The sequence below is a fragment of the Facklamia sp. P13069 genome, from assembly GCF_050409405.1.
GTDB lineage: Bacteria > Bacillota > Bacilli > Lactobacillales > Aerococcaceae > Facklamia.
In genome coordinates this window covers 30,946-56,360 of sequence record NZ_JBNUPN010000001.1, presented here as the reverse complement: position 1 = coordinate 56,360, position 25,415 = coordinate 30,946, and the positions used below count along the sequence as shown (strand labels likewise).

At 37.1% G+C, this 25,415-nt stretch carries 24 protein-coding genes; all 24 read right to left on the bottom strand.

The genetic code is table 11. From position 1 onward, the window contains the following. Positions 1-77: 77 nt before the first annotated feature. Complete coding sequence (gene fusA, locus ACQV2T_RS00280) at positions 78-2,168, bottom strand: elongation factor G (protein WP_428873229.1); 2,091 nt, start codon at positions 2,166-2,168, stop codon at positions 78-80. A 79-nt stretch (positions 2,169-2,247) separates the two neighbouring features. After that, positions 2,248-2,718 carry a 30S ribosomal protein S7 gene (gene rpsG / locus ACQV2T_RS00275; protein ID WP_090289529.1) on the bottom strand — a complete coding sequence of 157 codons (471 nt, stop codon included), beginning with the start codon at positions 2,716-2,718 and terminating at the stop codon, positions 2,248-2,250. A 38-nt stretch (positions 2,719-2,756) separates the two neighbouring features. Next, positions 2,757-3,170 carry a 30S ribosomal protein S12 gene (rpsL, locus tag ACQV2T_RS00270; RefSeq protein WP_258436774.1) on the bottom strand — a complete coding sequence of 138 codons (414 nt, stop codon included), beginning with the start codon at positions 3,168-3,170 and terminating at the stop codon, positions 2,757-2,759. A 391-nt stretch (positions 3,171-3,561) separates the two neighbouring features. Continuing rightward, a complete protein-coding gene (locus tag ACQV2T_RS00265) occupies positions 3,562-3,942 on the bottom strand; it encodes a hypothetical protein (RefSeq protein WP_428893091.1) in 381 nt (126 codons plus the stop codon). A gap of 20 nt (positions 3,943-3,962) precedes the next feature. Beyond that, positions 3,963-4,163, bottom strand: a complete 201-nt coding sequence (locus tag ACQV2T_RS00260; protein ID WP_428891932.1) for a hypothetical protein — start codon at positions 4,161-4,163, stop codon at positions 3,963-3,965. 136 nt (positions 4,164-4,299) lie between these two features. Continuing rightward, a complete protein-coding gene (locus ACQV2T_RS00255) occupies positions 4,300-5,040 on the bottom strand; it encodes a hypothetical protein (RefSeq protein WP_428893090.1) in 741 nt (246 codons plus the stop codon). A 550-nt stretch (positions 5,041-5,590) separates the two neighbouring features. After that, on the bottom strand, positions 5,591-5,884 hold the full coding sequence (locus ACQV2T_RS00250) for a GNAT family N-acetyltransferase (protein ID WP_428873224.1): 294 nt from the start codon (positions 5,882-5,884) through the stop codon (positions 5,591-5,593). A 111-nt stretch (positions 5,885-5,995) separates the two neighbouring features. Next, entirely contained in the window at positions 5,996-6,571 is a 576-nt protein-coding gene (locus ACQV2T_RS00245; RefSeq protein ID WP_428873222.1) for a TMEM175 family protein, read from the bottom strand. A 111-nt stretch (positions 6,572-6,682) separates the two neighbouring features. Beyond that, the gene (lysS, locus tag ACQV2T_RS00240) at positions 6,683-8,194 is read right to left on the bottom strand and encodes a lysine--tRNA ligase (RefSeq protein ID WP_428873220.1); all 1,512 of its coding nucleotides are present in this window, start codon (positions 8,192-8,194) and stop codon (positions 6,683-6,685) included. Between the two features lie 85 nt (positions 8,195-8,279). Next, the gene (gene hslO / locus ACQV2T_RS00235) at positions 8,280-9,155 is read right to left on the bottom strand and encodes an Hsp33 family molecular chaperone HslO (protein ID WP_428873219.1); all 876 of its coding nucleotides are present in this window, start codon (positions 9,153-9,155) and stop codon (positions 8,280-8,282) included. Positions 9,156-9,219: 64 nt separating this feature from the next. Then, complete coding sequence (ftsH, locus tag ACQV2T_RS00230; protein WP_428893089.1) at positions 9,220-11,274, bottom strand: ATP-dependent zinc metalloprotease FtsH; 2,055 nt, start codon at positions 11,272-11,274, stop codon at positions 9,220-9,222. An 82-nt stretch (positions 11,275-11,356) separates the two neighbouring features. Then, positions 11,357-11,899 (bottom strand): hypoxanthine phosphoribosyltransferase, encoded by a 543-nt coding sequence (hpt, locus tag ACQV2T_RS00225; RefSeq protein ID WP_428873216.1) that lies wholly within the window; start codon positions 11,897-11,899, stop codon positions 11,357-11,359. Between the two features lie 69 nt (positions 11,900-11,968). After that, on the bottom strand, positions 11,969-13,426 hold the full coding sequence (tilS, locus tag ACQV2T_RS00220; RefSeq protein WP_428873214.1) for a tRNA lysidine(34) synthetase TilS: 1,458 nt from the start codon (positions 13,424-13,426) through the stop codon (positions 11,969-11,971). Positions 13,427-13,508: 82 nt separating this feature from the next. Further along, positions 13,509-14,033, bottom strand: coding sequence for a S1 domain-containing RNA-binding protein (locus ACQV2T_RS00215; RefSeq protein ID WP_428873213.1), 525 nt, complete (start codon positions 14,031-14,033; stop codon positions 13,509-13,511). 36 nt (positions 14,034-14,069) lie between these two features. Next, entirely contained in the window at positions 14,070-14,453 is a 384-nt protein-coding gene (locus ACQV2T_RS00210; protein ID WP_428873212.1) for an FtsB family cell division protein, read from the bottom strand. Positions 14,454-14,515: 62 nt separating this feature from the next. Further along, positions 14,516-14,779 carry an RNA-binding S4 domain-containing protein gene (locus tag ACQV2T_RS00205; protein WP_428873211.1) on the bottom strand — a complete coding sequence of 88 codons (264 nt, stop codon included), beginning with the start codon at positions 14,777-14,779 and terminating at the stop codon, positions 14,516-14,518. 16 nt (positions 14,780-14,795) lie between these two features. Further along, the gene (mfd, locus tag ACQV2T_RS00200; protein WP_428893088.1) at positions 14,796-18,362 is read right to left on the bottom strand and encodes a transcription-repair coupling factor; all 3,567 of its coding nucleotides are present in this window, start codon (positions 18,360-18,362) and stop codon (positions 14,796-14,798) included. Positions 18,363-18,422: 60 nt separating this feature from the next. After that, positions 18,423-18,989 carry an aminoacyl-tRNA hydrolase gene (gene pth / locus ACQV2T_RS00195; RefSeq protein WP_428873208.1) on the bottom strand — a complete coding sequence of 189 codons (567 nt, stop codon included), beginning with the start codon at positions 18,987-18,989 and terminating at the stop codon, positions 18,423-18,425. 106 nt (positions 18,990-19,095) lie between these two features. Next, positions 19,096-19,323: a Veg family protein gene (locus ACQV2T_RS00190; RefSeq protein ID WP_428873206.1), complete on the bottom strand. Its 228-nt coding sequence runs from the start codon at positions 19,321-19,323 to the stop codon at positions 19,096-19,098. 113 nt (positions 19,324-19,436) lie between these two features. Then, positions 19,437-20,264 carry a 16S rRNA (adenine(1518)-N(6)/adenine(1519)-N(6))-dimethyltransferase RsmA gene (gene rsmA, locus ACQV2T_RS00185; protein ID WP_428873343.1) on the bottom strand — a complete coding sequence of 276 codons (828 nt, stop codon included), beginning with the start codon at positions 20,262-20,264 and terminating at the stop codon, positions 19,437-19,439. Positions 20,265-20,313: 49 nt separating this feature from the next. Beyond that, positions 20,314-20,889 (bottom strand): ribonuclease M5, encoded by a 576-nt coding sequence (gene rnmV / locus ACQV2T_RS00180; RefSeq protein WP_428873205.1) that lies wholly within the window; start codon positions 20,887-20,889, stop codon positions 20,314-20,316. Further along, positions 20,889-21,674 carry a TatD family hydrolase gene (locus ACQV2T_RS00175; RefSeq protein WP_428873203.1) on the bottom strand — a complete coding sequence of 262 codons (786 nt, stop codon included), beginning with the start codon at positions 21,672-21,674 and terminating at the stop codon, positions 20,889-20,891. The genes rnmV and ACQV2T_RS00175 overlap by 1 nt, the downstream gene beginning before the upstream one ends. 109 nt (positions 21,675-21,783) lie before the next feature. After that, on the bottom strand, positions 21,784-23,820 hold the full coding sequence (gene metG, locus ACQV2T_RS00170; RefSeq protein ID WP_428875184.1) for a methionine--tRNA ligase: 2,037 nt from the start codon (positions 23,818-23,820) through the stop codon (positions 21,784-21,786). A 119-nt stretch (positions 23,821-23,939) separates the two neighbouring features. Beyond that, entirely contained in the window at positions 23,940-25,364 is a 1,425-nt protein-coding gene (locus ACQV2T_RS00165; protein WP_428891959.1) for an NlpC/P60 family protein, read from the bottom strand. Between the last annotated feature and the right edge of the window lie 51 nt (positions 25,365-25,415).

Here is a 25,415-nt window from a genome sequence, read left to right as displayed (position 1 = left end):
AAAGATATTGAAGTGAATTCAACGGATATTTCCCTTAACCTTGGTCTTTCTTCTTAATAAGCCTTTATTGCTTATGATTAATTTTCTGAAGACCCACCGTATTTTTTGATGATTTCTTCAGCGATTGATTTTGGAACATCTTCGTAGTGGTCGAATTGCATTGTAAATGTACCACGACCTTGAGTTGAAGAACGTAAAGTCGTTGCGTAGCCAAACATTTCTGATAAAGGAATGAATGATTTAACAATTTGTGCGTTTCCACGTGTTGAAGTACCTTCAATACGTCCACGGCGAGAGTTCACGTGTCCCATAACATCTCCTAAATATTCTTCAGGAACTGTTACTTCAACAGCCATCATTGGTTCAAGGATTGAAGGTTGTGCTTTCTTAGCAGCAGCCTTAAGTGCCATTGAAGCCGCAACCTTATAAGCTGTTTCAGAAGAGTCAACATCGTGATAAGATCCATCGTAAAGCTTAGCTTTGATATCTACTAATGGGAATCCTGCTAGGACACCATTTTCCATCGCATCTTTCAATCCTGCTTCTACTGCTGGAATGTATTCACGAGGAACAACCCCACCAACAATCGCATTCTCAAACTCAAAGCCAGCGCCTTCTTCATTTGGTTCAAATTCGATCCATACGTGACCATACTGACCTTTACCACCTGATTGACGAACGAATTTACCTTCAGCTTGTGTCGCGGCACGGAAGGTCTCACGGTAAGAAACTTGTGGTGCACCAACCGTAGCTGAAACTTTAAATTCACGTTTTAAGCGGTCAACGATGATATCTAAGTGTAATTCTCCCATTCCGGCAATAATTGTCTGACCAGTCTCATGGTCAGTTGAAGCACGGAAGGTTGGATCTTCTTCAGCTAACTTAGCTAAGGCTAAGCCCATCTTATCTTGGTCAGCTTTTGAATCAGGTTCAATCGCTACCTCAATAACTGGATCAGGGAATTCCATTGATTCAAGAATAACTAAGTTATCTGGGTCACATAAAGTATCTCCAGTTCCTGTATTCTTAAGACCAACAGCTGCAGCAATATCTCCCGAGAATACTTCAGCAATTTCCTCACGAGAGTTAGCGTGCATTTGTAAGATACGACCTACACGCTCACGCGAATCTTTAGTTGCGTTTTGAACATATGAACCAGATGCCAATGTTCCTGAGTAAACGCGGAAGAAAGTTAAACGACCAACGAATGGGTCTGTCATAACTTTGAAGGCTAAAGCTGCAAATGACTCACTGTCATCCGCATGGTGTTCAATTTCCTTTTCACTTCCTGGTTCGAAACCAATAATTGGTGGAACATCTAGTGGACTTGGTAAGTAATCAATAACACCATCTAGTAATAATTGAACCCCTTTGTTTTTGAAGGCTGTACCACAGAAGACTGGGTATAAGTCAACATTAACTGTTGCTTTACGGATAGCTTTTTTCAAAACATCTTCAGGAATTTCTTCCCCTTCAAGATAAGCCATCATAATTTCTTCATCAGTATCAGCTACTGCTTCAACTAAAGTTGTATAATATTCAGCAGCTTTTTCTTGATATTCTTCTGGGATATCTGTTTCTTCTATTTCTGTCCCCAAATCGTTATTATAAATATATGCTTTTTTATGAACAATATCGACGATTCCTTTGAATTCATCTTCAGATCCGATTGGAACTTGCATAGCTACTGCATTTGCGTCTAAGCGCTCATGAAGGGTTCTTAGTGAATATTCAAAGTCAGCTCCCATTTTGTCCATTTTATTAACAAATACAATACGAGGTACTCCATAGGTAGTAGCTTGACGCCAAACTGTTTCAGTTTGAGGTTCTACACCTGATTGAGCATCTAATAAGGCAACCGCTCCATCCAATACACGTAATGAACGTTCAACCTCAACCGTAAAATCCACGTGTCCTGGTGTATCGATGATATTTACACGGTGTTCTTTCCATTGAGCTGTTGTTGCAGCAGAAGTAATGGTAATACCACGTTCTTGCTCTTGCTCCATCCAGTCCATTTGAGCTCCACCATCGTGGGTCTCACCGATCTTATGGATCTTACCGGTATAATACAAGATACGTTCAGTAGTCGTTGTCTTACCAGCATCTATATGGGCCATAATTCCAATGTTACGAGTTTTCTCAAGAGAAAATGCTCTTTTTCCCATGTATATTTACCCCTCTTTCCTTTTTTGAATCATTATCTGTTAACAAAGAATCACTAAGTTAACAATACCATTATAAATCTTACCAGCGATAATGCGCAAAGGCTTTGTTAGCTTCTGCCATTTTATGCATATCTTCACGCTTACGTACAGAAGCACCTGTATTGTTTGCTGCATCCATAATTTCACGTGCTAGACGTTGTTCCATGGTTTTTTCACCACGTAAACGAGAATATGTCACTAACCAACGAATCGCTAAAGTATAACGACGCTCAGGTCTTACTTCAACTGGTACTTGATAGTTAGAACCCCCAACACGACGAGCTTTAACTTCTAATAATGGCATGATGTTTTCAATGGCTTGTTCGAAAACCTCCATTGGATCTTGGCCTGTTTGTTCACGGATTACATCAAATGCACTATATAAAATAGATGATGCTTTACCTCGCTTACCGTCAACCATTAAACGGTTGATTGTGCGAGTTACTACTTTAGAATTATAAATTGGATCTGGTAACACTTCACGTTTAGGAATATTCCCTTTACGAGTCATTTAAACTCCTCCTTTCGAAAAATCGGTGATTGTTATAATTATGATTTAGGTTTCTTAGTACCGTATTTAGAACGGCTTTGCTTACGGTCATTAACACCGGCAGTATCCAGCGCTCCACGAACGATATGGTAACGTACCCCTGGTAAGTCTTTCACACGTCCGCCACGGATTAGTACCACACTGTGCTCTTGCAAGTTATGGCCTTCACCTGGAATATAAGCTGTTACTTCCATAAGGTTAGATAAACGAACACGGGCATACTTACGTAAAGCAGAGTTCGGTTTCTTAGGAGTCATAGTCCCTACACGTGTACATACCCCACGTTTTTGCGGAGACATTGTTTTTGTGTTAGAACGTTTGAAGCTGTTGTAACCTACGTTTAATGCGGGTGAATTTGATTTACTTACTTTTGATTTACGAGGTTTATTAACCAATTGATTAATTGTTGGCATCAAAAGTCCTCCTTCCATTATTTTCTTAGTCCACACATCCAAGTGTGTCATTTATAAATATAAATTTTCCGCAGGCTTGAAATTTTCAAAACTGCGCTTCAGGGTGAATCTATAGCAGTCAGCACGACTGAGTTTCAGGTATCTGTCAATAAAAACACCTTTATTATCTTACCATGTAGTTTTTTCCTCGTCAATTAAATTTCGCATATATTTTAAAAACTTTTCTAGAGTTGTCAAACATATGTTACACAAGGTGCTTCTAAATGGGCATGCTTATGTCTTAGCGTCTAGCCCTCAAATTCTTTACTTTTGTCAAAGAGGAAAGCGGAGCGATCCTTGACAGAAATAAAGCCTAAAATAGGATGCATGCTAGCAACTAATTCTTTAAATCCTAAAAACTTAGAGCAAACCCCGCTAAAGTAACTGCTACATAGTAGGTATAAAACTTGTCGGGTTGCTTACTAGATAGGCGATGCGCACAAGCGAAAGTAAACTGAAGGCGCAGGGCATCACCACTGATAACAACTGCCATGGAAAAACCCGTTATAAAACACATTGAAAAATAGTTTAAGCTAGGCAAAATTATCGAAGGGAAAAGCTGATTGAGTTCTTGACTCATCACTTCAATCTTTTCAAAATCAAACCGATAGTTAAATAAAGTATCGATAAAAACTAGGATAATAAAATAATTAAGACCGGCGTAAAAAACCAATAATTTGTTGGATTTTTCAAAATCAAAGGATGCAATAATCAAAACTAATAGAACACACAAGGCGCTACCCCAAATGCTTTTTAAATTAAATTGCTGCTGCAAACTAGCTCCGGACAATAGCCACCCATTAAGGCATGCATGAGCCCTACCAAGAATAGGCCGAATAGGCCAACAGAACCAAACCTAATAAAACATTGCAGTAGCTCTTGGCCTGAAGTCAGTCTCGTCCCTGTTACTACTCCCACATAGGCAAAAGCTATCGTCAATGTCTTTCGATTCAAATAGAAACACTCCTCTATCTATTTAAGCAATTAAAAAGCGATGCATAACTATGGAATCATGCATCGCTTTCATTCTATTACATGGCCCAAAATGTTTGGTAATCTTTTGCTATAAAGGGATAAATTCATCTCTTTTTTAGTACCTTAAAAGAGCAGAAAACTGTTGTTTAATCCCTTCAACTTTTTCCAAAACGAGAGAAATTTTAACCCCTTGATCCATGGCTTTGATCACCCAATGATTTAAAGCCTCTCCATCTAATAAGTTGTCTGTAAAGTATTGAATCACCCATTCTTCGATACGCCCTTCATGGATCAGCCCTTTAATCTCTTCAAAATCATGAATGACTTTCCCTTGATTACGAGCTTTTTCAATTTGATCAATCTTTTCTTTTGCGAATTCTTGCTGATTTTGACTAAGGGTCTCTTTTAAAAGTTTGGTTTTCGCTTTAGCATCCATGGATTGGAAGGGTTTGTCGATTGTTGAATCATAATAAATAGCGGTGTTTTCATTAACTTTTTTGTAATGGCCTATGTTCTCAACTGTTCCTGCTAATAAAATTGGCCGGTGATAATGTTTAGCTACTTCTTGCATTTTTTTATGCAAGTAATTGAAATATTTTGCGCGATCTAGATCTTTTTCTTCTGGAGTAGCTCGGTGTCCATGATGCATACCAGGCTCTTGACGTCCGCCATAAGAGTGTACATTGACTTGAGAGTCAGCGTCTAAATCATCATAAATCTCTGAAAAGTCTTTCACTTCAATCGCAGGGTCTAGAGTAAGGGCTTCGGCATTAAACTGGTTGGCATCAAAAAAGTCCACCGAATCTTTAGATATATCTGCAATGATTACTTCATGAAGTTCCTCATAATAAGCCAATAAAGGTAAAAGATAAAATTCATTTCCTAGATGAATCGAAGGTTTAAATTCATTACGTAAATAGGCAACTTCAACATCTTTAGGACTGATAAAAAGGGCTAGACCTTCTTTAGTTTGATCCCAAAAATTTTTATCGTTTCGAATTCTTTCAATTTCTTTTAAAATCTTATTTGCTTCATCTTTATCAACTTCTTCCAGCTTAGATTTAACTTGCTGAATTAGATTTTTAAATTAAATCAGGTCTTCTTGCCTATTTAAACCTCCACGATTAGTAGGCATATAAAGGGAAAGGCGCATCAAATCTTTTTGACTTTGTAACTCTCTTAAATTTGCAATAAAACTGTAACTCATCTTGATCCTTCCTTTCTATATTTTGTAAATAAAATCAATACTTAGGTCGTAAGCACTGTATTTTCCAACTTACTATTAAAATATTTGAAATAGACCTACTAATTAAAAGGTTATCACGGAAGCGCTTTATTGTCTAATTAAAGACCTTAAAAAAACCAAAAGTAGATGAAACTACTTTTGGTTATATGATTAGCAACTGTTAAGCTGGGTGTTTACGAGCATCTATATGCCTATATTTTTCTGCTTCCTCATCAAATTTTCTAATGACATATGGACAACTGGGATATATTTTTTTACCTTGCTGTTGCATATCTGCTACTAACTCATCTAAAAGCTTACCAGCAATTCCTTGACCTCTAAGACTATCTGAAGTAAAGGTATGGTTAGCCACCACTAACTTTTCATCATCAGTATCTCGATAAGTTATCTCGGCAATCATCTCGTTTTCTTCATTACGTAAAACAATGGCATGGTCTTCTCTTAAAAATTCCATTACTAGCCCTCCTTAATTGTGTTAATTCTATAATAACCTATTAATCGCAAAAATTAAAAAAATATGATTTGCCATATCAATATTTAAAAATTCGTAGAAATAAATGAAAGACTATTTATAAAAGGTGCTTTCTAGTCGCTTATCTGGAATAATCCATAATAAAGCTATCGCCACATATATTAGATAAGAAATTAGAGGCTGATAAAAAGCGAAAATCAAAGCAAGAATATAAAAAACAATCGAACCTTTCCCTTTGAAATCCTTACCAATCTTTTTAGCTAAATCTGAATCCTTGCCATTCACCCGAATAATTTCTGTTTGTAAAATATTATAAGAAACAGCACACATTAGTAAGATGAATCCATAAAAAAAGGCTGGTAGTTTAACAGAAGGGTTTAAGCCCATCCATTCCGTGAAAGTTGGTATCAAAGACATAAAAAAGAGCCAAAATAAGTTACGCCATAAAATTTTACCATTGACTGTTTTTAAAACGGCTAATAAATGATGATGATTGGCCCAGTATATCCCCACATATGCATAACTTAGTATATAGGCTAATAGAGTCGGATATATTTCTTTCAATCCAGCTAGGTCTAAACTAGCTGGGGGTTGTAATTTTAAAACCATGATAGTAATAACAATTGCTAAAACTCCATCGCTAAACGCTTCTGCTCTACTTGTATTCATAGTATTCTCCTTTATTTAATTTTGAGAGGTTTAGATTTTTAACTATTTCAAAAGAAACACCACAAACAAATCTCTATCCAGTTTGTGGTAATTTCTTAATCAATTCAATTCTTAATTATTTCTTAATGTTGGGAATAAGAGGACATCACGAATGGATTGTGAATCCGTTAATAACATTACTAAACGGTCAATACCAATTCCTAAACCTCCAGTTGGAGGCATTCCGTGCTCTAATGCTTCTAAGAAATCTTCGTCAACTGGATGCGCTTCGTCATTTCCAGCATCTTTTTCTGCCATTTGAGCTTCAAAACGTTCTCTTTGATCAATTGGATCCGTTAACTCTGTAAAGGCATTCGCATATTCTTTACCAACAATAAACAATTCAAAGCGGTCGGTAAAACGTGGATCCTCTTCGTTTTTTCGAGCCAATGGTGAAATTTCAACCGGATGTCCATAAACAAAAGTAGGCTGAACTAATGTATCTTCTACCTTTTCTTCAAAGAAGTTATTAATAATATGTCCTACTGACAAATCGTGGTCTTCAACTGGGACTTGATGTTCTTTAGCTAAAGCTTTAGCTTCTTCTAGAGTCATCTCTTGCCAGAAATCGACACCGGTTTCTTCTTTAATTAAATCAACCATATGGCGACGTGCCCAAGGCGTTTCCAAATCTACCTTTTTACCATCATAATCAATCATAGCAGTCCCTAAGACTTTCTTGGCAACATGGCGAATCAACCCTTCTGTTAAGTCCATAATATCCGTATAAACTGTATAAGCTGTATACACTTCAATCATAGTGAATTCAGGGTTATGGGTAGTATCAATTCCTTCATTACGGAAGACACGACTGATTTCGTATACTTTTTCCATACCGCCTATTACTAAACGCTTCAAATGTAATTCTAAAGCAATCCGTAAGTATAGTTCCATGTCTAATGCATTATGATGTGTAATGAAAGGTCTAGCTGACGCTCCACCTGCTAGATTATGTAAGACAGGAGTTTCAACCTCTAGATAATCTAAATCGTCTAAATAATGTCTCACTTCGCGAATAATCTTTGAACGGTTGACAAAGCGATCAAAACTTTCTTCGTTGGCAATTAGGTCTAAATAACGTTGGCGATATTTCTGTTCAACGTTTGTCAAACCATGGAATTTATCAGGTAGTGGTCTTAAAGCTTTTGTTAAAGGAATAAACTCCTTTGCTTTAACTGAAAGTTCCCCTGTTTTTGTCTTAAACAAGTTGCCGCGAACCCCCACAATATCTCCTAAATCGGCAGCGTTCCACCAAGTAAAGGCAGCTTCACCCACTTGATCCTGGCGAACATAAATCTGCAACTTACCTTTCATGTCTAACAGGTGAGCAAAACCTGCTTTTCCTTTTCCGCGCTTAGAAACGATACGGCCAGCAATAGAAACTTCAATCGCTTCTTTTTCTTGCAAGTCTTCTTTGGATAAGTGATCATACTTTTCAATTAAAGCCTTTGAATAGTCACTGCGTTCAAATCCTGCAGCAAAAGGATTGACTCCTGCTTCAGACATTTCTTGCATCTTTTGTCTTCTGACTACTAACTGGTCATTTAATTCTTCAAATTCTGGATTATCTTTTACATCAGACATTGGCTTTCCTCCCACTATTTCTTTATACTGTCCCTTTCATTTTACATGAAGTCGTTCAGTTTGTCATGGTGATAATAGAGCGATCTTATTGATTAGCTAAGATCGCTTTTAATTCTTCTTCACTAAATTGATAAGTCGCACTACAATATTGGCAAATAACCTCTGCTCCCTTATCCTCGTCAATCATTTGCTGTAACATATTAGAATCCAAAACTGCAAGTGACTTACGAAAGCGCTCTTTACTACATGGACAATAAAATTCAACTGGTTGCTGCGAAATAACTCGGCTATTATTCAATCCAACTAATGAATCCAAAAGATCTGTAATCGCTTCTGATCCGTCGATTAACTCTGACAGCGAACCAAGCGACTTAATCCTTGTTTCCAGTTGATCAATCACTTCGTCAGATGTCCCAGGTAAAACTTGAATCATAAAGCCCCCAGCTGATTGAACTGATTCATCTGGATTGACAAGCACACTCAAGCCAATAGAAGAGGGAGTTTGTTCCGATACTGCCATATAGTAAGTAAAATCTTCGCCCAGTTCACCTGAAATAAGCTCAACTTGGCCAGTAAAAGCTTCTGAATCCGCAAGGTATTTACTGACCTTCAAACTACCAGGAAGCCCAACCGCTCTCGCTACATCCAACTTGCCTTTACTATTTAACTCTAAAGCCACGTTCGGATTTGATACATACCCTCTAATTCGACCTTGGGTATCGCCATCACAAGAGATTAATCCTAAAGGACCATTACCTTTAATCTGAACAAGCAGGCGGTCATCCCCTTTTAGATTGGCTGACAAGAGTGCTGTAGCAACCAAGCTTCGCCCCAATGCAGCTGTAGCCGTATGCCACGTTTGATGTTTTTCTTGTGCTCGCTTAACTAAGTCCGTCGCATCTACTACAAATACGCGTATTTGATCATCAAAAGCTAATGCTTTGATTAACTGCCCTTTCATTTTTTCCCTTCTTTCTATTTCATTCGATGATAAAAGACAGGCGAGGGCCTGTCTTTTAACTTAACTATTTGACTTCGTCCTTTGAATCCAAATCTTCGTTAGAATTTTCTTTAGGGTCATCTTCCAAAGATTTTTGTTTAGACTCTTCAAAGTCAGATGGATCTTCCACAACTTCTGCTGCTTCCGTTTCATCTAATTTAGGCATTTCACCTGTTTCAAAAAGAGCTTTAATTTGGCGAGCATCTAAGGTTTCAACTTCTAAGAGCTTTTCTGCGATCAGATTTAACTGTTCTCGGTGCTCATTAATAATACGATAAGCTTCCATTAAAGCTTCCTTCATAATACGGTGAATTTCCTTATCGATTTCATAAGCCACTTGCTCAGAATAAGAGGTATGGTCTTCTGTACCATAGCGACGTCCTGCAAATGGTTGGCTATCACTCTCATATTGAACGGTTCCAATTGTTTCAGACATCCCGTAACGAGTCACCATACTACGTACTATAGCTGTCGCTTGACGGAAGTCATCACTGGCTCCTGTTGACTGATGGTTAAAGACAATTTCTTCCGCCGCACGACCTCCTAAAAGACCTACAACTTGCTCAAATAATTCTTTATAGGTAACAATGTATTGATCTTCTTTAGGAAGCATAATAGCATAGCCACCTGCACGACCACGTGGAACGATAGTCACCTTATGGACTGTACGGGCTTCACTTAAAACCATACCAATTACAGTATGTCCTGCTTCGTGGTAAGCAACCGTTTTTCTTTGACGCTCCGAAACGACAGCATCTTTTTTAGCAGGTCCTGCAATCACACGATCATGTGCTTCGTCTAAATCAGGCGCTGTAATTTCTTTACGGTCAAAGCGGGCTGCAATTAAAGCTGCTTCGTTTAAAAGATTTTCTAAATCGGCTCCTGAAAAACCGGGTGTTTGTTGAGCAATCACTTTCAAGTCAATATCAGAAGCTAACTTTTTATTACGAGAGTGAACTTTCAACACGGCTTCTCTGCCTTTAACATCTGGATTACCTACTAGTATTTGACGGTCAAAGCGCCCAGGACGTAAAAGAGCCGGGTCCAAGACATCTGAACGGTTAGTCGCAGCCATAACAATGACACCTTCATTTCCTTCAAAGCCGTCCATTTCAACAAGCAGTTGGTTAAGTGTTTGCTCACGTTCATCGTGGCCCCCACCCATACCTGCTCCTCTTTGTCGGCCTACAGCATCGATCTCGTCAATAAAAATAATAGCTGGTGCTTCTTTTTTTGCATTTTCAAATAAATCACGGACACGTGAAGCTCCCACCCCAACAAACATTTCGACGAACTCAGAACCTGAGATTGAGAAGAAAGGCACACCTGCTTCACCAGCAACGGCTTTTGCAAGTAAGGTTTTACCTGTACCTGGAGGTCCTTCTAAAAGCACTCCAGCTGGTATTCTTGCACCTAGAGCTGTAAACTTCTTAGGCTCTTTTAAAAACTCAACAATTTCAACTAGCTCTTGTTTTTCTTCATCGGCACCGGCAACGTCAGAGAATCTAACTTTGACTTTTTGTTTTGAGACATCTTTAGACTTAGACTTACCAAAGTTCATGACACCCTTTCCGCCACCACCACTAGCTTGCATCATGGTATACATCAAGAAAAAGCTAGGAATCAGTAATAGTAGGATAGGTAAAAAATTTAACCAAATACCTGCTGAAGACTCCGGCATTGATTTAAATTTTACATTTTTCTCTTTGGCTAATTCAGTCACTTGGCTAATGGTCGAATCATTTGGTAAGATATCTGTCTCAAACAATTGAGTTTTACTATCACCTTTGATGACTTCAACCGCTTTATCACTCGTTTTGTTTTCAGCTTCTATCGGTTGATACTTACCTTTCACATGATAAACTCCTGCTCCCGGTTGCATCTCAAATTCAGCAATTTTATCGGCTTCAAGTTGTTGAACAAATTCAGATATCGTGATCTTTTTAGTAGAATTTAAAAACGATCCACCATCTGTCATTAAACTAAAGCCGCCTAAAATAGCCAAACCGATTAAAATAAAAACGAGGGTGTTTCGAAAGGGATTTCGAAAGGGATTTCGATTTGGATTAGGTTTTTGCATTCGTTTCTTTCTCCTTAACTTCGATTATTGATTAAAAATATACTTAATCTTTTGATAAAAATAATTAGTCTCACTGACTATTTTAAGAATAGATTTCAGCTTTTAAGACCCCAATATAAGGTAGATTACGATATTTTTGATCATAATCTAGTCCATATCCTACTACAAACTCATTAGGAACTTCAACTCCGACATAGTCTACTTTGACATCTGCTTCTATACGACGCTCTGCCTTATCTAGTAGACTGCATATTTTGATAGAATTGGCTTTACGAAAGTTTAGTAGATCCATGATATACTTTAAAGTTCTTCCAGTATCAATAATATCTTCGACTATTAAGATGTCCTTGCCTTCTACACTGCTATTCAAGTCTTTTATTATTTTGACTTCACCAGAAGACTCTGTAGCTGATCCATAACTTGAAACATCCATAAAGTCAATTTCTACATAGCAATCCATCTGACGGATTAAATCTGCCATAAAAAGAGCGGCTCCACGTAAGATACCTACTACCAGCACTTCTTTCCCTTGGTAATTCGCTGTAATTTCTTTACCTAGTCGTTGGACAGTAGCTCGTAATTCTTCTTCTGTTACAAGTACTTTTAAAACATCTTGTTCTAACATATTGACTCCTTTTCTTTCTCAAAGTGTATTAATGTATTTTAACATAACTCTTTATTTTCTTGCACCTTTTTAGTACATCTTTTGAATCAAAAGGTAATGTGTAATATTTTCTGGTTTTTGTGGTTGGTACTTAGAGGAACTCTGATGACCAATCATCCAAATCACTTCGTTAGTGTCATTAACAATTAACCAAATTTTATCTCTTACGGATGAAGGGATTTTTTCATCAATTAAGATTCTAGAAATTTTCTTGTGATAAGCTCCTTTGCTTGACTTCAACTCAATCAAATCCCCGTCTTGACGATGACGAATATGAAAGGCGGGGGGATTCTCTTCTTCTGATAGGTCAAGTGCCAAGAAATCATCTACTGCCTTACGCATTTGATTATTAACAAAAGAGCGGTTGAAAAGACCAATCCATAACCCATTCCCTAGGCTAAACCACTTATTATTGGTAGATAAGTCCACTCGATAATCAGAAAGAGCTGGTGCTTTTCTTTCTTCCGGCTCGATAAAGATGTAATCATATTCTCGACGCGACACCCATCCTGGAGCTAAATTAAAGCGGTAATTTGGTGTTTCAGTATTTAAAATTTGATCCAGCAAGTGACTGATAGCCTCTTTATCATATTGACCAGCCACTTCTATAAAGCGCTCTTCGAAAAAAATGGTCAAAAAGACTTCTCTAAAATCATCAGACAATTCACGCCATTTTTTAACATCAAAGGCCCAACGCTTGTCTTCAAGTTTAGCTAATAATAATGGTTCTTGACACATATAAGTCTCATAATGTGCTTGGTAGGAAGAGGTCAGCTGTTGTTGCATCGCAAATAAATTATGATAAAATTGCGGATTTTCAAGTTCAATTTTAGGTAAGTACTGCTTGCGAATACGATTTCTTAAATATTCTGTTTCATGATTGCTTTCATCTTCATAGTAAACAATCTGGTGGTTCTCAGCGTATTGATAGAGCTCTGCTTTTCTAAAATTAATTAAAGGACGCATCAAGGCTGTCACAGTAATTTCATTATTACTAGCTTTCATGACTCTTTGATAATTATCACGTATTCCCGTCAATCCTTTTAACGAAGTCCCTCGAATCATTCGCATAAACATAGTTTCAACAGCATCGTCTAGATGATGGGCGGTCATTAAACAGTCCCCTTTACTAGCATCTAAAACATCAGCTAGAAATTGATAACGTGCTTGTCTAGCATTTGCTTCAATATTTGACTTGCTTGGACTCTCCCACTTAGATACAAAGTAAACCAATTGATGACTCTTAGCCGTGTTTACAACTAGGGTCTGTTCTTTATCATGAGTTTCGGGGGATCTTAGTCGATGGTTAAAATGAGCCACTACTAATTGCCGATCCCTATATTCATTTAATTGAACCAACTCTATCATTAAATGGAGGAGAACCATCGAATCAACACCTCCAGAAATAGCTAAAACAATCGTTTTGCATTCTTCCCAACCGGGCCAAGATTCTACTTTATTCTTAAATTGTCGAAAGGTTGCTTCCATAGCTTACCACCTCTGCCTCGTTCAAAATAAAGACTGCAAATAGACTGGCTAAGGTCTATTGCAGTCGGCAATATTTTATCAATTAACTACGGCGTCCACCACGTCCGCCTCGTTTTCCTTCAGTATTACGTTTCAGTGAAATTAAACGATCTTCACTATCTTTCAAGAAATTACTCATTAATTGATCGAAATCATCATTGTTTTTTTGAGCATATTTACCAGAAACATTTTGGTTAGGATAAGAGTTACCCTTGCCTTGCGGAACTTTTGGATATTCTTGATGGAAATTGCGACGAGCAGCTTCTTTTGGTTTACGATACTTGGCAGTAGACCCATCATTATTCTTTTTATCTTGATAAGAGTTGGCTGGTTTATCAACTGCTTGGCGTATTGATAAGCCGATCTTTCCATCATCAGCTACCGAAACCACCTTCACGGTGACTTCATCTCCCAATGATAATACTTCGTTGATGTCATTAACAAACCCATCTGAGATTTCACTTATATGGACTAATCCTGATTGATTATTATCTAAGGCAACAAAGGCTCCAAAATTTTTGATTCCTGTAACCTTACCTGTAACTTTTTGTCCTACTTCTACCGCCATATAATTCTTTTTCCTCCTATTAATACTTTAATTTTTTTACTGTTCACTTGACTCTTCGTTTAGATCGAAGATTATTTCGTTATCTTTTGAAAAAAAGTAATCTTTGCGGGCCAATTTGGCAATATAATCTTTGTCTTTTGATAAAATATACTCTTTTTCTGCCTGCTTGTTTTCCGCTTTAACCTTATTCAATCTCTCTTCCGCTTGAACCAATTGACTGTTGACTTCACTTTGCTTATGAAGCGCTTGAAGAAGCGAGAAAAGCGATAAACAAGTCAAAAAGACCCCTACTGAAAACGCTATATACTTTAATAAAGACTCCTGTTTGCTTTTTGAAGGGCTTATATGACCTGCGCTTTGATCAAAGGGGATGATTTTACGATTGGCTGACTGATTATTTTTTTCATTCAATTTTTTCACCACTCTCTCATTTTTGAGTATAGCAGTAATTTAATAAGAATGCACCCTATAATATTTGGTTTTTAATTAATTTTAGTGAATTCTTCACTAATTAATTCATACATCTTCGCTGCGTCTTCTTTTTTAGTTGACTCTTGTAATTCTTTTACCTTTATTGTCATTACACGGTTACCAAAAGTAATGGTTATTTCATCATCTACTTTGACAGTCGAACTTGATTTAGCAACTTGACTATTAATCTGAACTCTTCCTTGGTCTGCTACTTCTTTAGCTACGGTTCTTCTCTTAATAATTCGCGATATTTTTAAAAATTTATCTAAACGCATACTTTAATACTCCTTTTTACTTTAGTGCATGATTTAAATCTTTTTGACGCTGTTGATAATTTTGCTTAATTTGATAGGCTTGCTCTAATAATTTCTTTAAGAGACTTAAAATTTCATAACTCTCTTTTCCTTGAATGGTCAATTTAACCAGCATTCGATCTTTAGGTTTAGTGACTGTTTCTCTCGCTTGAACATCCTGCAGGGCTTGATAAATATTAGGGCCATAGAAAAATTGTGTGGCTTCTTCGCTGAAAGTCAAAACGACATATTGGTGCTGCCTTTTAATAGTAAGCATGCCCGTTTGACTAGCTAAATACCGGAGTAAAGCGATATCTAATAAGTCAGCTACTTGGTCAGGGTATTCACCGTAGCGATCAATTAATTGATCTTGAACCTCGCGATAAGAATCTAAGGAATCAATTCGTTGGATAGCTTTATAAGCTGCAATTTTTTGGCGTTCATCTTCAATATAACTAGCAGGTAGATAGGCATCAATGGCTAAGTCAATTTCAGTATCACTTTGATTGAATACTGCCTGCTGGTTTTCTTTACCTTGCTTTTTGTCGACCGCTTCTTTCAATAATTGAGAATATAAATCAAACCCGATGGAATCGATAAAGCCAGATTGTTGTGCCCCTAAAAGATTGCCTGCTCCACGAATTGAAAGGTCGCGCATAGCAATTTTAAAACCAGATCCCAATTCGGTGAATTCACGAATGGCATTCAGTCGTTTTTCACTGACTTCACTTAATTGCTTCATAGGATCATACATTAAATAAGCATAAGCGAGTCGATTGGTTCGCCCCACTCTTCCTCTTAATTGGTAAAGAGTGGATAAGCCCATTTTATCTGCATGGTCAATAAATAAAGTGTTGGCATTAGGAATATCGACTCCCGTTTCAATAATAGTAGTCGTCACTAATAAGTCATAGTCTCCTTGAACAAAGTCATATAGAACATTTTCTAATTCAATTTCACTCATTTGACCGTGAGCAACCGCAACACGTGCCTCAGGAACTAATTGAGCGAGTTCTTCTGCACGATGATAGATAGTAGCTACACGATTATAAAGATAAAAGGCCTGTCCTCCGCGAGCAATCTCACGTTCCAAGGCAGATTTAATGGCCCCTTCATTCCGTTCCATTACATAGGTCTGGACAGGATAACGATTACTCGGCGGTGTTTCAATCACAGATAAATCTCTCACTCCAATCATCGACATATGAAGAGTTCGAGGTATTGGAGTAGCTGTTAATGTCAAAACATCCACTTGCGATCTTAATTGCTTCAATCGCTCTTTATGTTTCACACCAAAACGCTGTTCCTCATCGACGACTAATAAGCCTAAATCTAAAAATTCAATATCTTTCGATAAAATCCGGTGAGTTCCCACTACAATTTGACAAGCGCCTACCTTTAAGTCTTTGATTGTCTCTTTTTGATTAGTCTTGGTCACAAAACGACTAAGCATCCTGATATTGAATGGATAATCAGCGAATCGTTCAATCAATGAATTGTAATGTTGTTGAGCTAATATAGTTGTTGGCACCAAGAAGGCTACTTGCTTACCATCCATCACCGCCTTAAAAATGGCTCGCATGGCTACCTCAGTTTTTCCATAACCAACATCCCCAATTAATAAACGATCCATCGGTCTTTCTTTTTCCATATCTTTCTTTATTTCTGAAGCTGATTGTAGCTGGTCAGGCGTTTCTACATAAGGAAAAGCATTTTCGAACTCTTGCTGTTCAGGACTATCTTCACTAAAGGCAAAGCCCTTGTCTTTTTCACGTTTAGCATAGAGTTCAATCAACTCATCCGCAATATCTTCAATTTTACTTGAAACTTTTTGCTTAGTTTTCGTCCATTCTGTACCACCTAAACGATGAATTTTAGGTGTTTTAGCTTCACCAGAGGCAACATATTTTTGAATAAGATGCAATTGGTCAATGGGCACCATCACTTTGGCGTTATTTTGGTATTCAATAACTAGTAAATCACGATGGGAACCAGCAATTTCCATGGTTTCCATTCCAGTATAGCGGCCAATCCCATGATTAATATGGACCACGTAATCGCCAGTTTCCAGTTCATTATAAGATTTTATTCGCTCAGCATTAGAAAGTTTTTGTTGTTTAATCACTTTCTTCTTCATACGATTAAACAATTCTTTTTCAGTCAGTAAAACCCATTTATCATTTGGTAACTCGAAGCCATGGCTTAGGTTTCCAATGAGCAGGTTTACCTGGCCTGGCAGAAAATCATCTTGTTCTTGGATATGTATCGGATCAATTTGATATTCAGCAAATAGTTGCCGCACCTTTTCGGCCCGCTTTTTTGATTCAACAATAATTTGAATATTTTGATTTTGATTCAACCAATGATCTATCTCTGCTTTTATTAATGGCATCTGATGATAAAAGGCATTCATTGTCCGGTAAGAAAAATGATGAATACTAGCTAATGCCTGCTTGCCCATACTCTTTTGAATCAAATCAAAGAAGATGACTGCATGCTTACTTTGATTAATTTGATCGAATGCTGATAACTTTAATGGTTGATTGGGAAATAGATGACCCTTTAAGGTTTCCTGTTCCAACCAAAATTGATCATGCTCAATTAATTGGATTTCTTCTTGATGAATTTTTGAGAACTCATTGACTACTAAACGCCCTGAAACATGCATATAATCCAAAAGGGAATGCCCCTTAGGATCGTAAAAAGATAAAAAAGCTTGGCTCTTATCAAGTGTTTGATTATGGTTTAAACCTTCAAGCTGCTCACCCATAAATCGCTTTAGCTTTTGTTTCATCTCTTCATCTTTGATTTTTTTACTCGCCTTCTTAATTGCTTCATCCAATTGCTCTTTAATACTTTCTTGTTGTTTTTTAGTAAATAGCACATCAGTAGCAGGTTCAATCTTTATCGTTTGAAGGTTTTTCTTTGAAACTTGGCTTTCTGCATCAAAGTAACGGATAGAATCGAGTTCCACATCAAAGAAATCTAAGCGAATAGGAGAGGGAGCGGTTAGAGGATAAAAGTCAATGATACTCCCCCTTACAGAGAACTCCCCGGGGGTCATAACCATTGCTACTTTTTGATAACCTAGTTCAAATAAAATATTTTCTAAGTCTTCTCTTTCAATCTCATAACCAATCGTCAATTCCAATTGGTTGGCTAACCAATCTTCAACTGGCGAAAGTCGCTTACGAATACCAGACACATTGGTTAAAGCAATAACAGGCTCTTTACTCAATAAGGCTTGTAAACATTCTACTCTTTGCGCCCGACCTTCTAGAGAAGCTGTAGAATATTCTAGCGCCAAACTCTCTTCCGCAGGAAAAGAATATATAGCGACATTAGGTAGCAAGCTGGAAAGATCTTCAAACATTTGGATTAAGTGATTCGGATTGCTTTCCAGTATAATCATTTGACTCGGAGCCTCTTGATATAGTTTAGCGATATATATTGCTTTCCCACTACCATCTAGACCCGTCACTAAATGAGGAAGATTAGAATTATTTGCTTTATTTATAGTATTTATACTTTGATCAAAGGCTGCCGTTTGCAACTTATCTAACATCAAATCTCTCCTTATACATCCAACACAAAAACATGAAGCAGGGATATCCTTACTCCATGATTATTTTCTATTATAAAAATTCATTACTTCACTGTAAGGTTTTCCACCAACCCAGTCTGTTAAAGCATTCGCTGCATGATCAATTGCTTGAGTAACAAGTGGTAAGCTGTCCTTATCAAAAGGAGCTAAAACATGATCAATGACCTTCCAACCTGCTTGTGGACGGCCAATCCCAACTCTTATACGCTTAAAGTCATTCGTTCCAAGCATATGAATAATCGATTTCATGCCATTATGCCCACCGGCAGAACCTTTTTCACGAAGGCGAATACGACCTGGTTCGAGATCTAAATCGTCATAGACTACTATTAAATCCTCTACCGCAATACCATAATAAGACATTAAGGGTAAAACAGCTTGTCCCGAATTATTCATATAGGTAAAGGGTTTAACTAATAAAATCTTATCTGATTGATTCCGCCAAATGGTAAAATCTGCATCAAATTTTTGATCAGTAAAGTTTAAGCCTTCTTTATCTACTAAACGATCGATTGCTTCAAAGCCAGCGTTATGTCGCGTATTGGCATAACGTTCACCTGGGTTACCGAGACCAACAATCATTTTCAAGAGCGACACCTCCATAAGATATACAATTAATTATACCATAGCTTGCATCACAAAATAAGAAAGAGCCTTACTCAATAACAAGTAAGCCTCTTTAAAACTTGAAAGTTTAAAATTCGATTTCAACCGCATTAGTTAATATGTCTCGATAAGAAAATGATACACGATCCACATTGTCTTCCTCATCTAAGTCAACAATAAAAATTGACCGATAAGTTTCAGCAAGTGTTCCACGACGCTCTCGTTTCTTCTTACGCCCCATTTGAACAGTTACAACAATCTCTTCTCCAACTCTTCCATCAAGCATTGACTTGATTTCAATCAGGTCTTTTGGCATCTTATCACCTCATACCATATTATATCACAAATTCTTAAATTTTACAATATAACATAAGTAAGAATAACTTGCAATGTATTATCGTCTAACATTATCGTCTAACAATTATTCTATCAATTTCTTTCACTTAAAATGTTAAAAAGCTTAATAAACTCATCCAAATTTAATGTTTCAGCGCGACGGCTAGGTAAAATATCCGCCTTAGCAAAGCAACTTTCTAAGTAAGTTGCTTCTTGATTGGGATAATAAACTTTTAAATTATTCCACAGGGTTTTTCTACGTTGTTTAAAGCAAGCTTGAACAAACTGTTGAAATGACCTACTGTTTTTAAAGTTGTGAGATGGATTTTCTAAGCTCGTTAATTTTAACACAGCAGAATCGACATTGGGTCTGGGCATAAAAACAGTGGGAGGGACAATAAATGCTAATTCCGCTTTCATTTGAAGCTGAATAGCCACTGTTAGTGAATTATAAGCTTTGGTTCCTACTTGCGCAGTCATGCGCTCAGCTACTTCCTTTTGCATCATCATGACTAAAGAATCAAAGGACAACTGGCTAGCTAGTAAATGCATAATGATAGGCGTCGTAATATAATAAGGTAAATTAGCGACCACCACTAAGCGTTTACTTTGGTGTAAGTAAGCATAATCTGATTGACTAAAATCAACTTTTAAAATGTCTCGATGAATAACTTCAACGTTTTCATAGGGAGATAGGGTATCTTGAAGAATATTTACAAAACGTTGATCTATTTCAAATGCCAACACTTTCTTAGCAGATAAGGCCAAAAACTCTGTCAGAGCACCTATTCCTGGACCTATTTCGATAACGGTTGTTTCTGAATCAATCTCTGCTACTTCTACTAACCTTTGTAGAATTTGAGGCTCTACTAAAAAGTTTTGCCCTAAACTTTTCTTCATTTTTATATCATACTGCTTCATAATCGAACTTGTACGACTGGGTGTTGCTATTAGTTTATGATCAATATCTTTATTCACTTTCTTCCCTCCTTTTTAAATAAGCTAGTATCTCTTGACGACTTACTTGGTACTTAGCCAATTGCTTTTGTAACTGCTTAGCGTTAACGTGTCCTAAATTAAAATGATTAGCTACTGTCTGCCTTAAAACATTGGCTTGCTCTGTTCCAGCTAGACCCATAGCCACCAGTTCTGCCATGGGTATCGGTTTTAATTCTTTTTGAGGCGACATCTTTGTTACTTTACTTAAGGCTGCTTGAATATCGGCTGCACTGGCATGTTCAATTCCCAAAGAATCTTTTTTACGATGTGAATTTGCAGCTTCTTGACTTAAAAAAGCTTCTTTAACGCTTGGAATTTGAGTACGAATAATTCTGCGAATGCGCTCGCCAGGATAATCAGGATCAGTAAAGACTATTACGCCAAATTGCTTATTAGCTTCTTCAATTCGGCTGAGGATTTCTTGATCAATGGCCGACCCATTGGTTTCAATCACTTTAATACTTGGGCCAAAAATCTGATTAAGACGTTGGGTATCAGATCGACCTTCTACTACCACCACTTCGGTGGGCACTTCTATTTCTTTCATTAAGCTTCCTCTTCTGGTTGCCAATTAAATAGCTTAAAGGCGTTTTCACTTGTTATCCGGGCAACTTCTTCGACGGAAAGGTTTCTAACTTCAGCCAACTTTTCCGCTACATACTTAACGAAAGCTGGTTCATTTTGCTTTCCTCTCATTGGAACAGGGGCTAAGTAAGGAGCATCTGTTTCGATCAATAGTTTATCTAGTGGTGTAATGGCCGCAGCTTGACGGACATCTTCCGTCTTTTTAAAAGTGACCACCCCACTAAAAGATAAGTGCATACCTAAATCTAAAAAGCGCTTCGCCTCCTCAGGTCCTTCTCCAAAAGAGTGCATAATTCCCCCAGCTGCTGGAAGCCCTTCTTCCTTAAGAATTCGGTAGCAATCTTTGGTTGCTTCGCGATTATGAATAGTAATTGGTAGATTATGTTCCTTGGCAATGGCTATTTGCCTTCTAAAGACTTTAGCTTGAATATCTTTGGGAGAGGTATCCCAATGATAATCCAAACCTATTTCACCTAACATTTTGACACGATCTAATTCTAACCACTTATGTAAATCGTCTTCAAAAGCTTGATCATAATAAATGGTTTCGGTGGGATGACAACCTACCACACTAATCAAATGCTTATGCTCTTGGCTAAGCGTTAGACTGCGCTCGATGGTAGGACGATCAAAACCAACAACTGCTAAAAAACCGACGCCTGCTTCTTTAGCTCTTTGTAAATATTCTTCTTCTTTCCCATGAAATTGGGAGACATTTAGATGAGTGTGTGTATCAAATAATTTCATTTTTTCCTCTCCAATCTTTTGTTATTTTAACATAACTCGTTCTTTTCAAACAGATAGGCTCATTAAACATAAAAAGGACAAGTGCGAATACTTGTCCTTTTTATTCTTTTTACCCAATCAGTGAACCATTTTTGGCTTGATCTGGGGCAAAAACTAAATGTAAATCTTTGCCACTTTCAGCAGATAAAATCATACCTTGACTAATATGACCCATCATCTTTCTCGGTTTAAGATTTGCCACAACCAAGACTTTTCTGCCAATTAACTCTTTGAAATCCGGATAGTATTTTTTAATACCCGATAAGATTTGACGATGACCTTGGTCACCTGCATCCAGTCTAAAGCGTAACAACTTATTGGAGCCTTCTACTTCGTCGACATCAATAACTTCTGCTACTTTAATTTCAGTTTGAATAAAATCATCAAATGCTACTTCTGCCGTTTCAGCATAGCTTAACTGAATTGCTTCCGGGTCCCAGTCAGGATCAGATACTGTTAAATTAGCTGAAGAAATATCCTTTTGACTTTCAAGAGACATGGCTTCTTGTAAATAAGTAATCTCTTCTTCCACTTCCAAACGAGGAAAGATAGGAACACCTTTTTTAATTACCTGCGCATTTTCTGCAAATTGACCAAAAACTAGATCGCTTAAATTAGCGTTTATTTCTTCCTCAACACCCAATTGTTTGAAGATTTCCAATGGAGCCTGTGTCATAAAAGGTCTTAATAAATGACCGATGATGCGTAAGCTTTCTGCCAAATGGAACATTACAATGGCTAAACGATCTGTTAATTGTGAGTCTTTTGCTAAATTCCAAGGTTCAGTTTGATCAATATACTTGTTAGATCTAGAAACAATCGCCATTAAGGCGTCAATCGCTTTATCAAAAGCCATTAATTCCATTTTTTCATGGTATGCTTCTAAATGATCTGTTAAATAATTAGTGAACTCTTTATCCAAATCATTTTGTGACTGCAAAACTTGCTTGTTAGGTACGGCACCTTGGAAGTATTTATTAATCATCGCAACAGTACGGTTGAGCAAGTTTCCTAAGTCATTGGCTAATTCAGTATTGATGCTTTTAACGAAGTCTTCTGGTGTAAATACAGAATCACTCCCCAAACTCATCCCTCTTAAAAGATAGTAACGAGTCGCATCAAGACCATATCGTTCAATCAAAATCTCTGGGTAAATCACATTCCCTTTGGATTTAGACATCTTGCCATCTTTCATGACAATCCAACCATGGGCATAAATACGTTTCGGTAAAGGAAGATCTAAAGCCATTAATAAGGCGGGCCAATAAATCATATGGAAGCGCGAAATATCTTTGCCTAAGACGTGAATATCCGCAGGCCAAAACTTTTTAAAAGCTTCATCATTATCGCTACCATAACCTAAAGAGGTGATATAATTAGATAGTGCATCAATCCATACATAAACAACATGTTTAGGATTTGTCTTCACTGGGATTCCCCAACTGAAGGAGGTCCTTGATACTGCTAAGTCTTCTAAACCAGGTTTGATAAAGTTATTAATCATTTCATTTTTTCGAAATTCAGGTAAAATCACTTGATCATCGGATTCGTAATATTCAATTAACCGATCCGTATATTTGGCTAATTTAAAGAAATAAGATTCTTCTTTTACTAGCTCTACTTCATGGCCGGAAGGAGCAATTCCTCCCACGACATTACCCTTTTCATCTTTAAAGACTTCCGCTAGCTGCGTTTCGGTAAAATACTCCTCATCACTGACTGAATACCAACCTGAATATTCACCCAAATAAATATCGCCTTGTTCTAATAATTGGTCAAAAATCTTTTGAACCGCTTGAACATGATAGTCGTCAGTAGTACGAATAAAATGATCATTGGTTATTTCTAGTTTTTGCCAAAGCTTTTGAATTTCTTCAGCCATTTCATCAACATATGCTTTGGGCTCTAAATTTAATTCCTCAGCTTTTTGTTCAATCTTTTGACCATGTTCATCAGTTCCAGTTACAAAGAAAACATCGTAACCCATTAAACGCTTATAGCGTGACATGGTATCAGCAGCAAGAGTGGAATAAGCATTTCCTATATGCAATTTACCACTGGGATAATAAATCGGTGTTGAAATATAAAAAGTTTTTTGTTCGGTCACGGATGAGTGCCCCTTTCAAATAAATTATCTCTCATATTATATCATAGATTAGAAGCAGTCTTTTGCTTAATTAAATGATTGTATAAAAAAAGAGTCAGTTTCCTGACTCTCATTAATTTTTATAAGACTCTTACCGCAAACGATGGGGTAAATGTTGAAATGTTTGAGTAACCTAAAGGTGTGCCTGGTTGAGAAGCATGAATATAATTTCCTCCACCAGTTGCTAAAGCAACGTGGTAAGTTCCTCCAGGACTACCCCAGAAGTATAAGTCACCTGCTTGTGCTTGGTCTATTGAAATTCTAGTGCCCGCATTTTCTTGAGCACCAGTCCATCCACCAATTTCCATACCATAGGTCTCTTTGAAAACATATTGAACAAATCCTGAACAGTCAAATCCTGCTGGAGATTTACCTCCCCATACATAAGGGATACCAATATATTTTTCAGCATTTCCGATTAATGATCCAGTATTATAAGACAAGTCTGGCGCTTGGACTTCTTCGATTACTTCTGCAGTGGTTGCAATCACTTCAACCGCTGTTGTTTCTAATGGCTCAAGACTCGTTTCAACAACTTGTGTTGTTTCAACTGGCGCAACAGTGGTTTCGATAGCTTGTGTTGTCTCAATTGGCTCTAAACTTGTTTCTACTGCTTGAGTTGTAACAACTGCTTCTTCACTTTCAATTGTCTCTAGTGAAGCAACTACTTCATATGAAACTTCTGCTGTTTGTGTAGTCTCTTGAGATGTTTCAATTGTTTCTAATGGTGCTACTTCTGAAGTTACAACATCTTCACCAGATTCAACAACTGCTTCTTCAACTGCTTGTATGTTCTCAATAATTGCTACTTGAGTTGCCGCTTCAAAGGCCGCTGCTTCTGCTTCTAGAGCTAGACGGTTTTCTTCAGCTAATTCTGCTTGTCTAGTTAATTCTGCGTAAGCTAATTCTGCTGAAGCTGTTTCAACTTCTAAATCACCTTTTAATGCTTCTAAGCTGATCATTTTATCAACTTTTGTTGCTTTAGCTTTTTCAGTCGCTACTTTTTTAGCTTCAACACTTGCCATGTCTTCTTTTTGACTATTTAATAAATCCTTATTAGAAGAAACCAGCTTGATAATTACATCCATTCGTCCAACGAAATCAGAAAGTGATTCTGAAGATGCTAAAATATTTAGGTAGTTGGTAGTTCCACCTTTTTCTTGAATAGCAACCGCTTGTTCAGCAATTAACTCTTGACGCTTGTCAATCATTTCTTGTAGTTCTTCAATTTCTTGGTTTAATAATTCAATTGTTTGGTTATCGTCTGAAATCGAATTTTGAAGTTGCTCAGCCTCTTCTTTAATTGTTTCAATTTGATTGTATGAATTTACTAACTGAGCATATAGCTGAGTTTGTTCAGCATTTAAATTATTTACTTGATAATCAATGTTTGCATTAATACCCTCAATATCTTGAGCATAGATTGGTAAACTACTAACTGATGAAAGTATAATTGATGAAGTTAATAATGTCGTTAATAGCTTCTTAGAAAATTTGATTTTCATTCTTATTAGCTCCTCTTTGAACTTTTATTTAAATATATCTATTGATACTTT

What these genes read in the sequence shown, in the direction of transcription:
- fusA (WP_428873229.1), bottom strand. Translation starts at nt 2,168, where the DNA reads ATGGGAAAAAGAGCATTTTCTCTTGAGAAAACTCGTAACATTGGAATT.
- rpsG (WP_090289529.1), bottom strand. Translation starts at nt 2,718, where the DNA reads ATGACTCGTAAAGGGAATATTCCTAAACGTGAAGTGTTACCAGATCCA.
- rpsL (WP_258436774.1), bottom strand. Translation starts at nt 3,170, where the DNA reads ATGCCAACAATTAATCAATTGGTTAATAAACCTCGTAAATCAAAAGTA.
- ACQV2T_RS00250 (WP_428873224.1), bottom strand. Translation starts at nt 5,884, where the DNA reads ATGGAATTTTTAAGAGAAGACCATGCCATTGTTTTACGTAATGAAGAA.
- ACQV2T_RS00245 (WP_428873222.1), bottom strand. Translation starts at nt 6,571, where the DNA reads ATGAATACAAGTAGAGCAGAAGCGTTTAGCGATGGAGTTTTAGCAATT.
- lysS (WP_428873220.1), bottom strand. Translation starts at nt 8,194, where the DNA reads ATGTCTGATGTAAAAGATAATCCAGAATTTGAAGAATTAAATGACCAG.
- hslO (WP_428873219.1), bottom strand. Translation starts at nt 9,155, where the DNA reads ATGAAAGGGCAGTTAATCAAAGCATTAGCTTTTGATGATCAAATACGC.
- ftsH (WP_428893089.1), bottom strand. Translation starts at nt 11,274, where the DNA reads ATGCAAAAACCTAATCCAAATCGAAATCCCTTTCGAAATCCCTTTCGA.
- hpt (WP_428873216.1), bottom strand. Translation starts at nt 11,899, where the DNA reads ATGTTAGAACAAGATGTTTTAAAAGTACTTGTAACAGAAGAAGAATTA.
- tilS (WP_428873214.1), bottom strand. Translation starts at nt 13,426, where the DNA reads ATGGAAGCAACCTTTCGACAATTTAAGAATAAAGTAGAATCTTGGCCC.
- ACQV2T_RS00215 (WP_428873213.1), bottom strand. Translation starts at nt 14,033, where the DNA reads ATGGCGGTAGAAGTAGGACAAAAAGTTACAGGTAAGGTTACAGGAATC.
- ACQV2T_RS00205 (WP_428873211.1), bottom strand. Translation starts at nt 14,779, where the DNA reads ATGCGTTTAGATAAATTTTTAAAAATATCGCGAATTATTAAGAGAAGA.
- mfd (WP_428893088.1), bottom strand. Translation starts at nt 18,362, where the DNA reads ATGTTAGATAAGTTGCAAACGGCAGCCTTTGATCAAAGTATAAATACT.
- ACQV2T_RS00190 (WP_428873206.1), bottom strand. Translation starts at nt 19,323, where the DNA reads ATGCCAAAAGACCTGATTGAAATCAAGTCAATGCTTGATGGAAGAGTT.
- rsmA (WP_428873343.1), bottom strand. Translation starts at nt 20,264, where the DNA reads ATGAAGCAGTATGATATAAAAATGAAGAAAAGTTTAGGGCAAAACTTT.
- rnmV (WP_428873205.1), bottom strand. Translation starts at nt 20,889, where the DNA reads ATGAAAGAAATAGAAGTGCCCACCGAAGTGGTGGTAGTAGAAGGTCGA.
- ACQV2T_RS00175 (WP_428873203.1), bottom strand. Translation starts at nt 21,674, where the DNA reads ATGAAATTATTTGATACACACACTCATCTAAATGTCTCCCAATTTCAT.
- ACQV2T_RS00165 (WP_428891959.1), bottom strand. Translation starts at nt 25,364, where the DNA reads ATGAAAATCAAATTTTCTAAGAAGCTATTAACGACATTATTAACTTCA.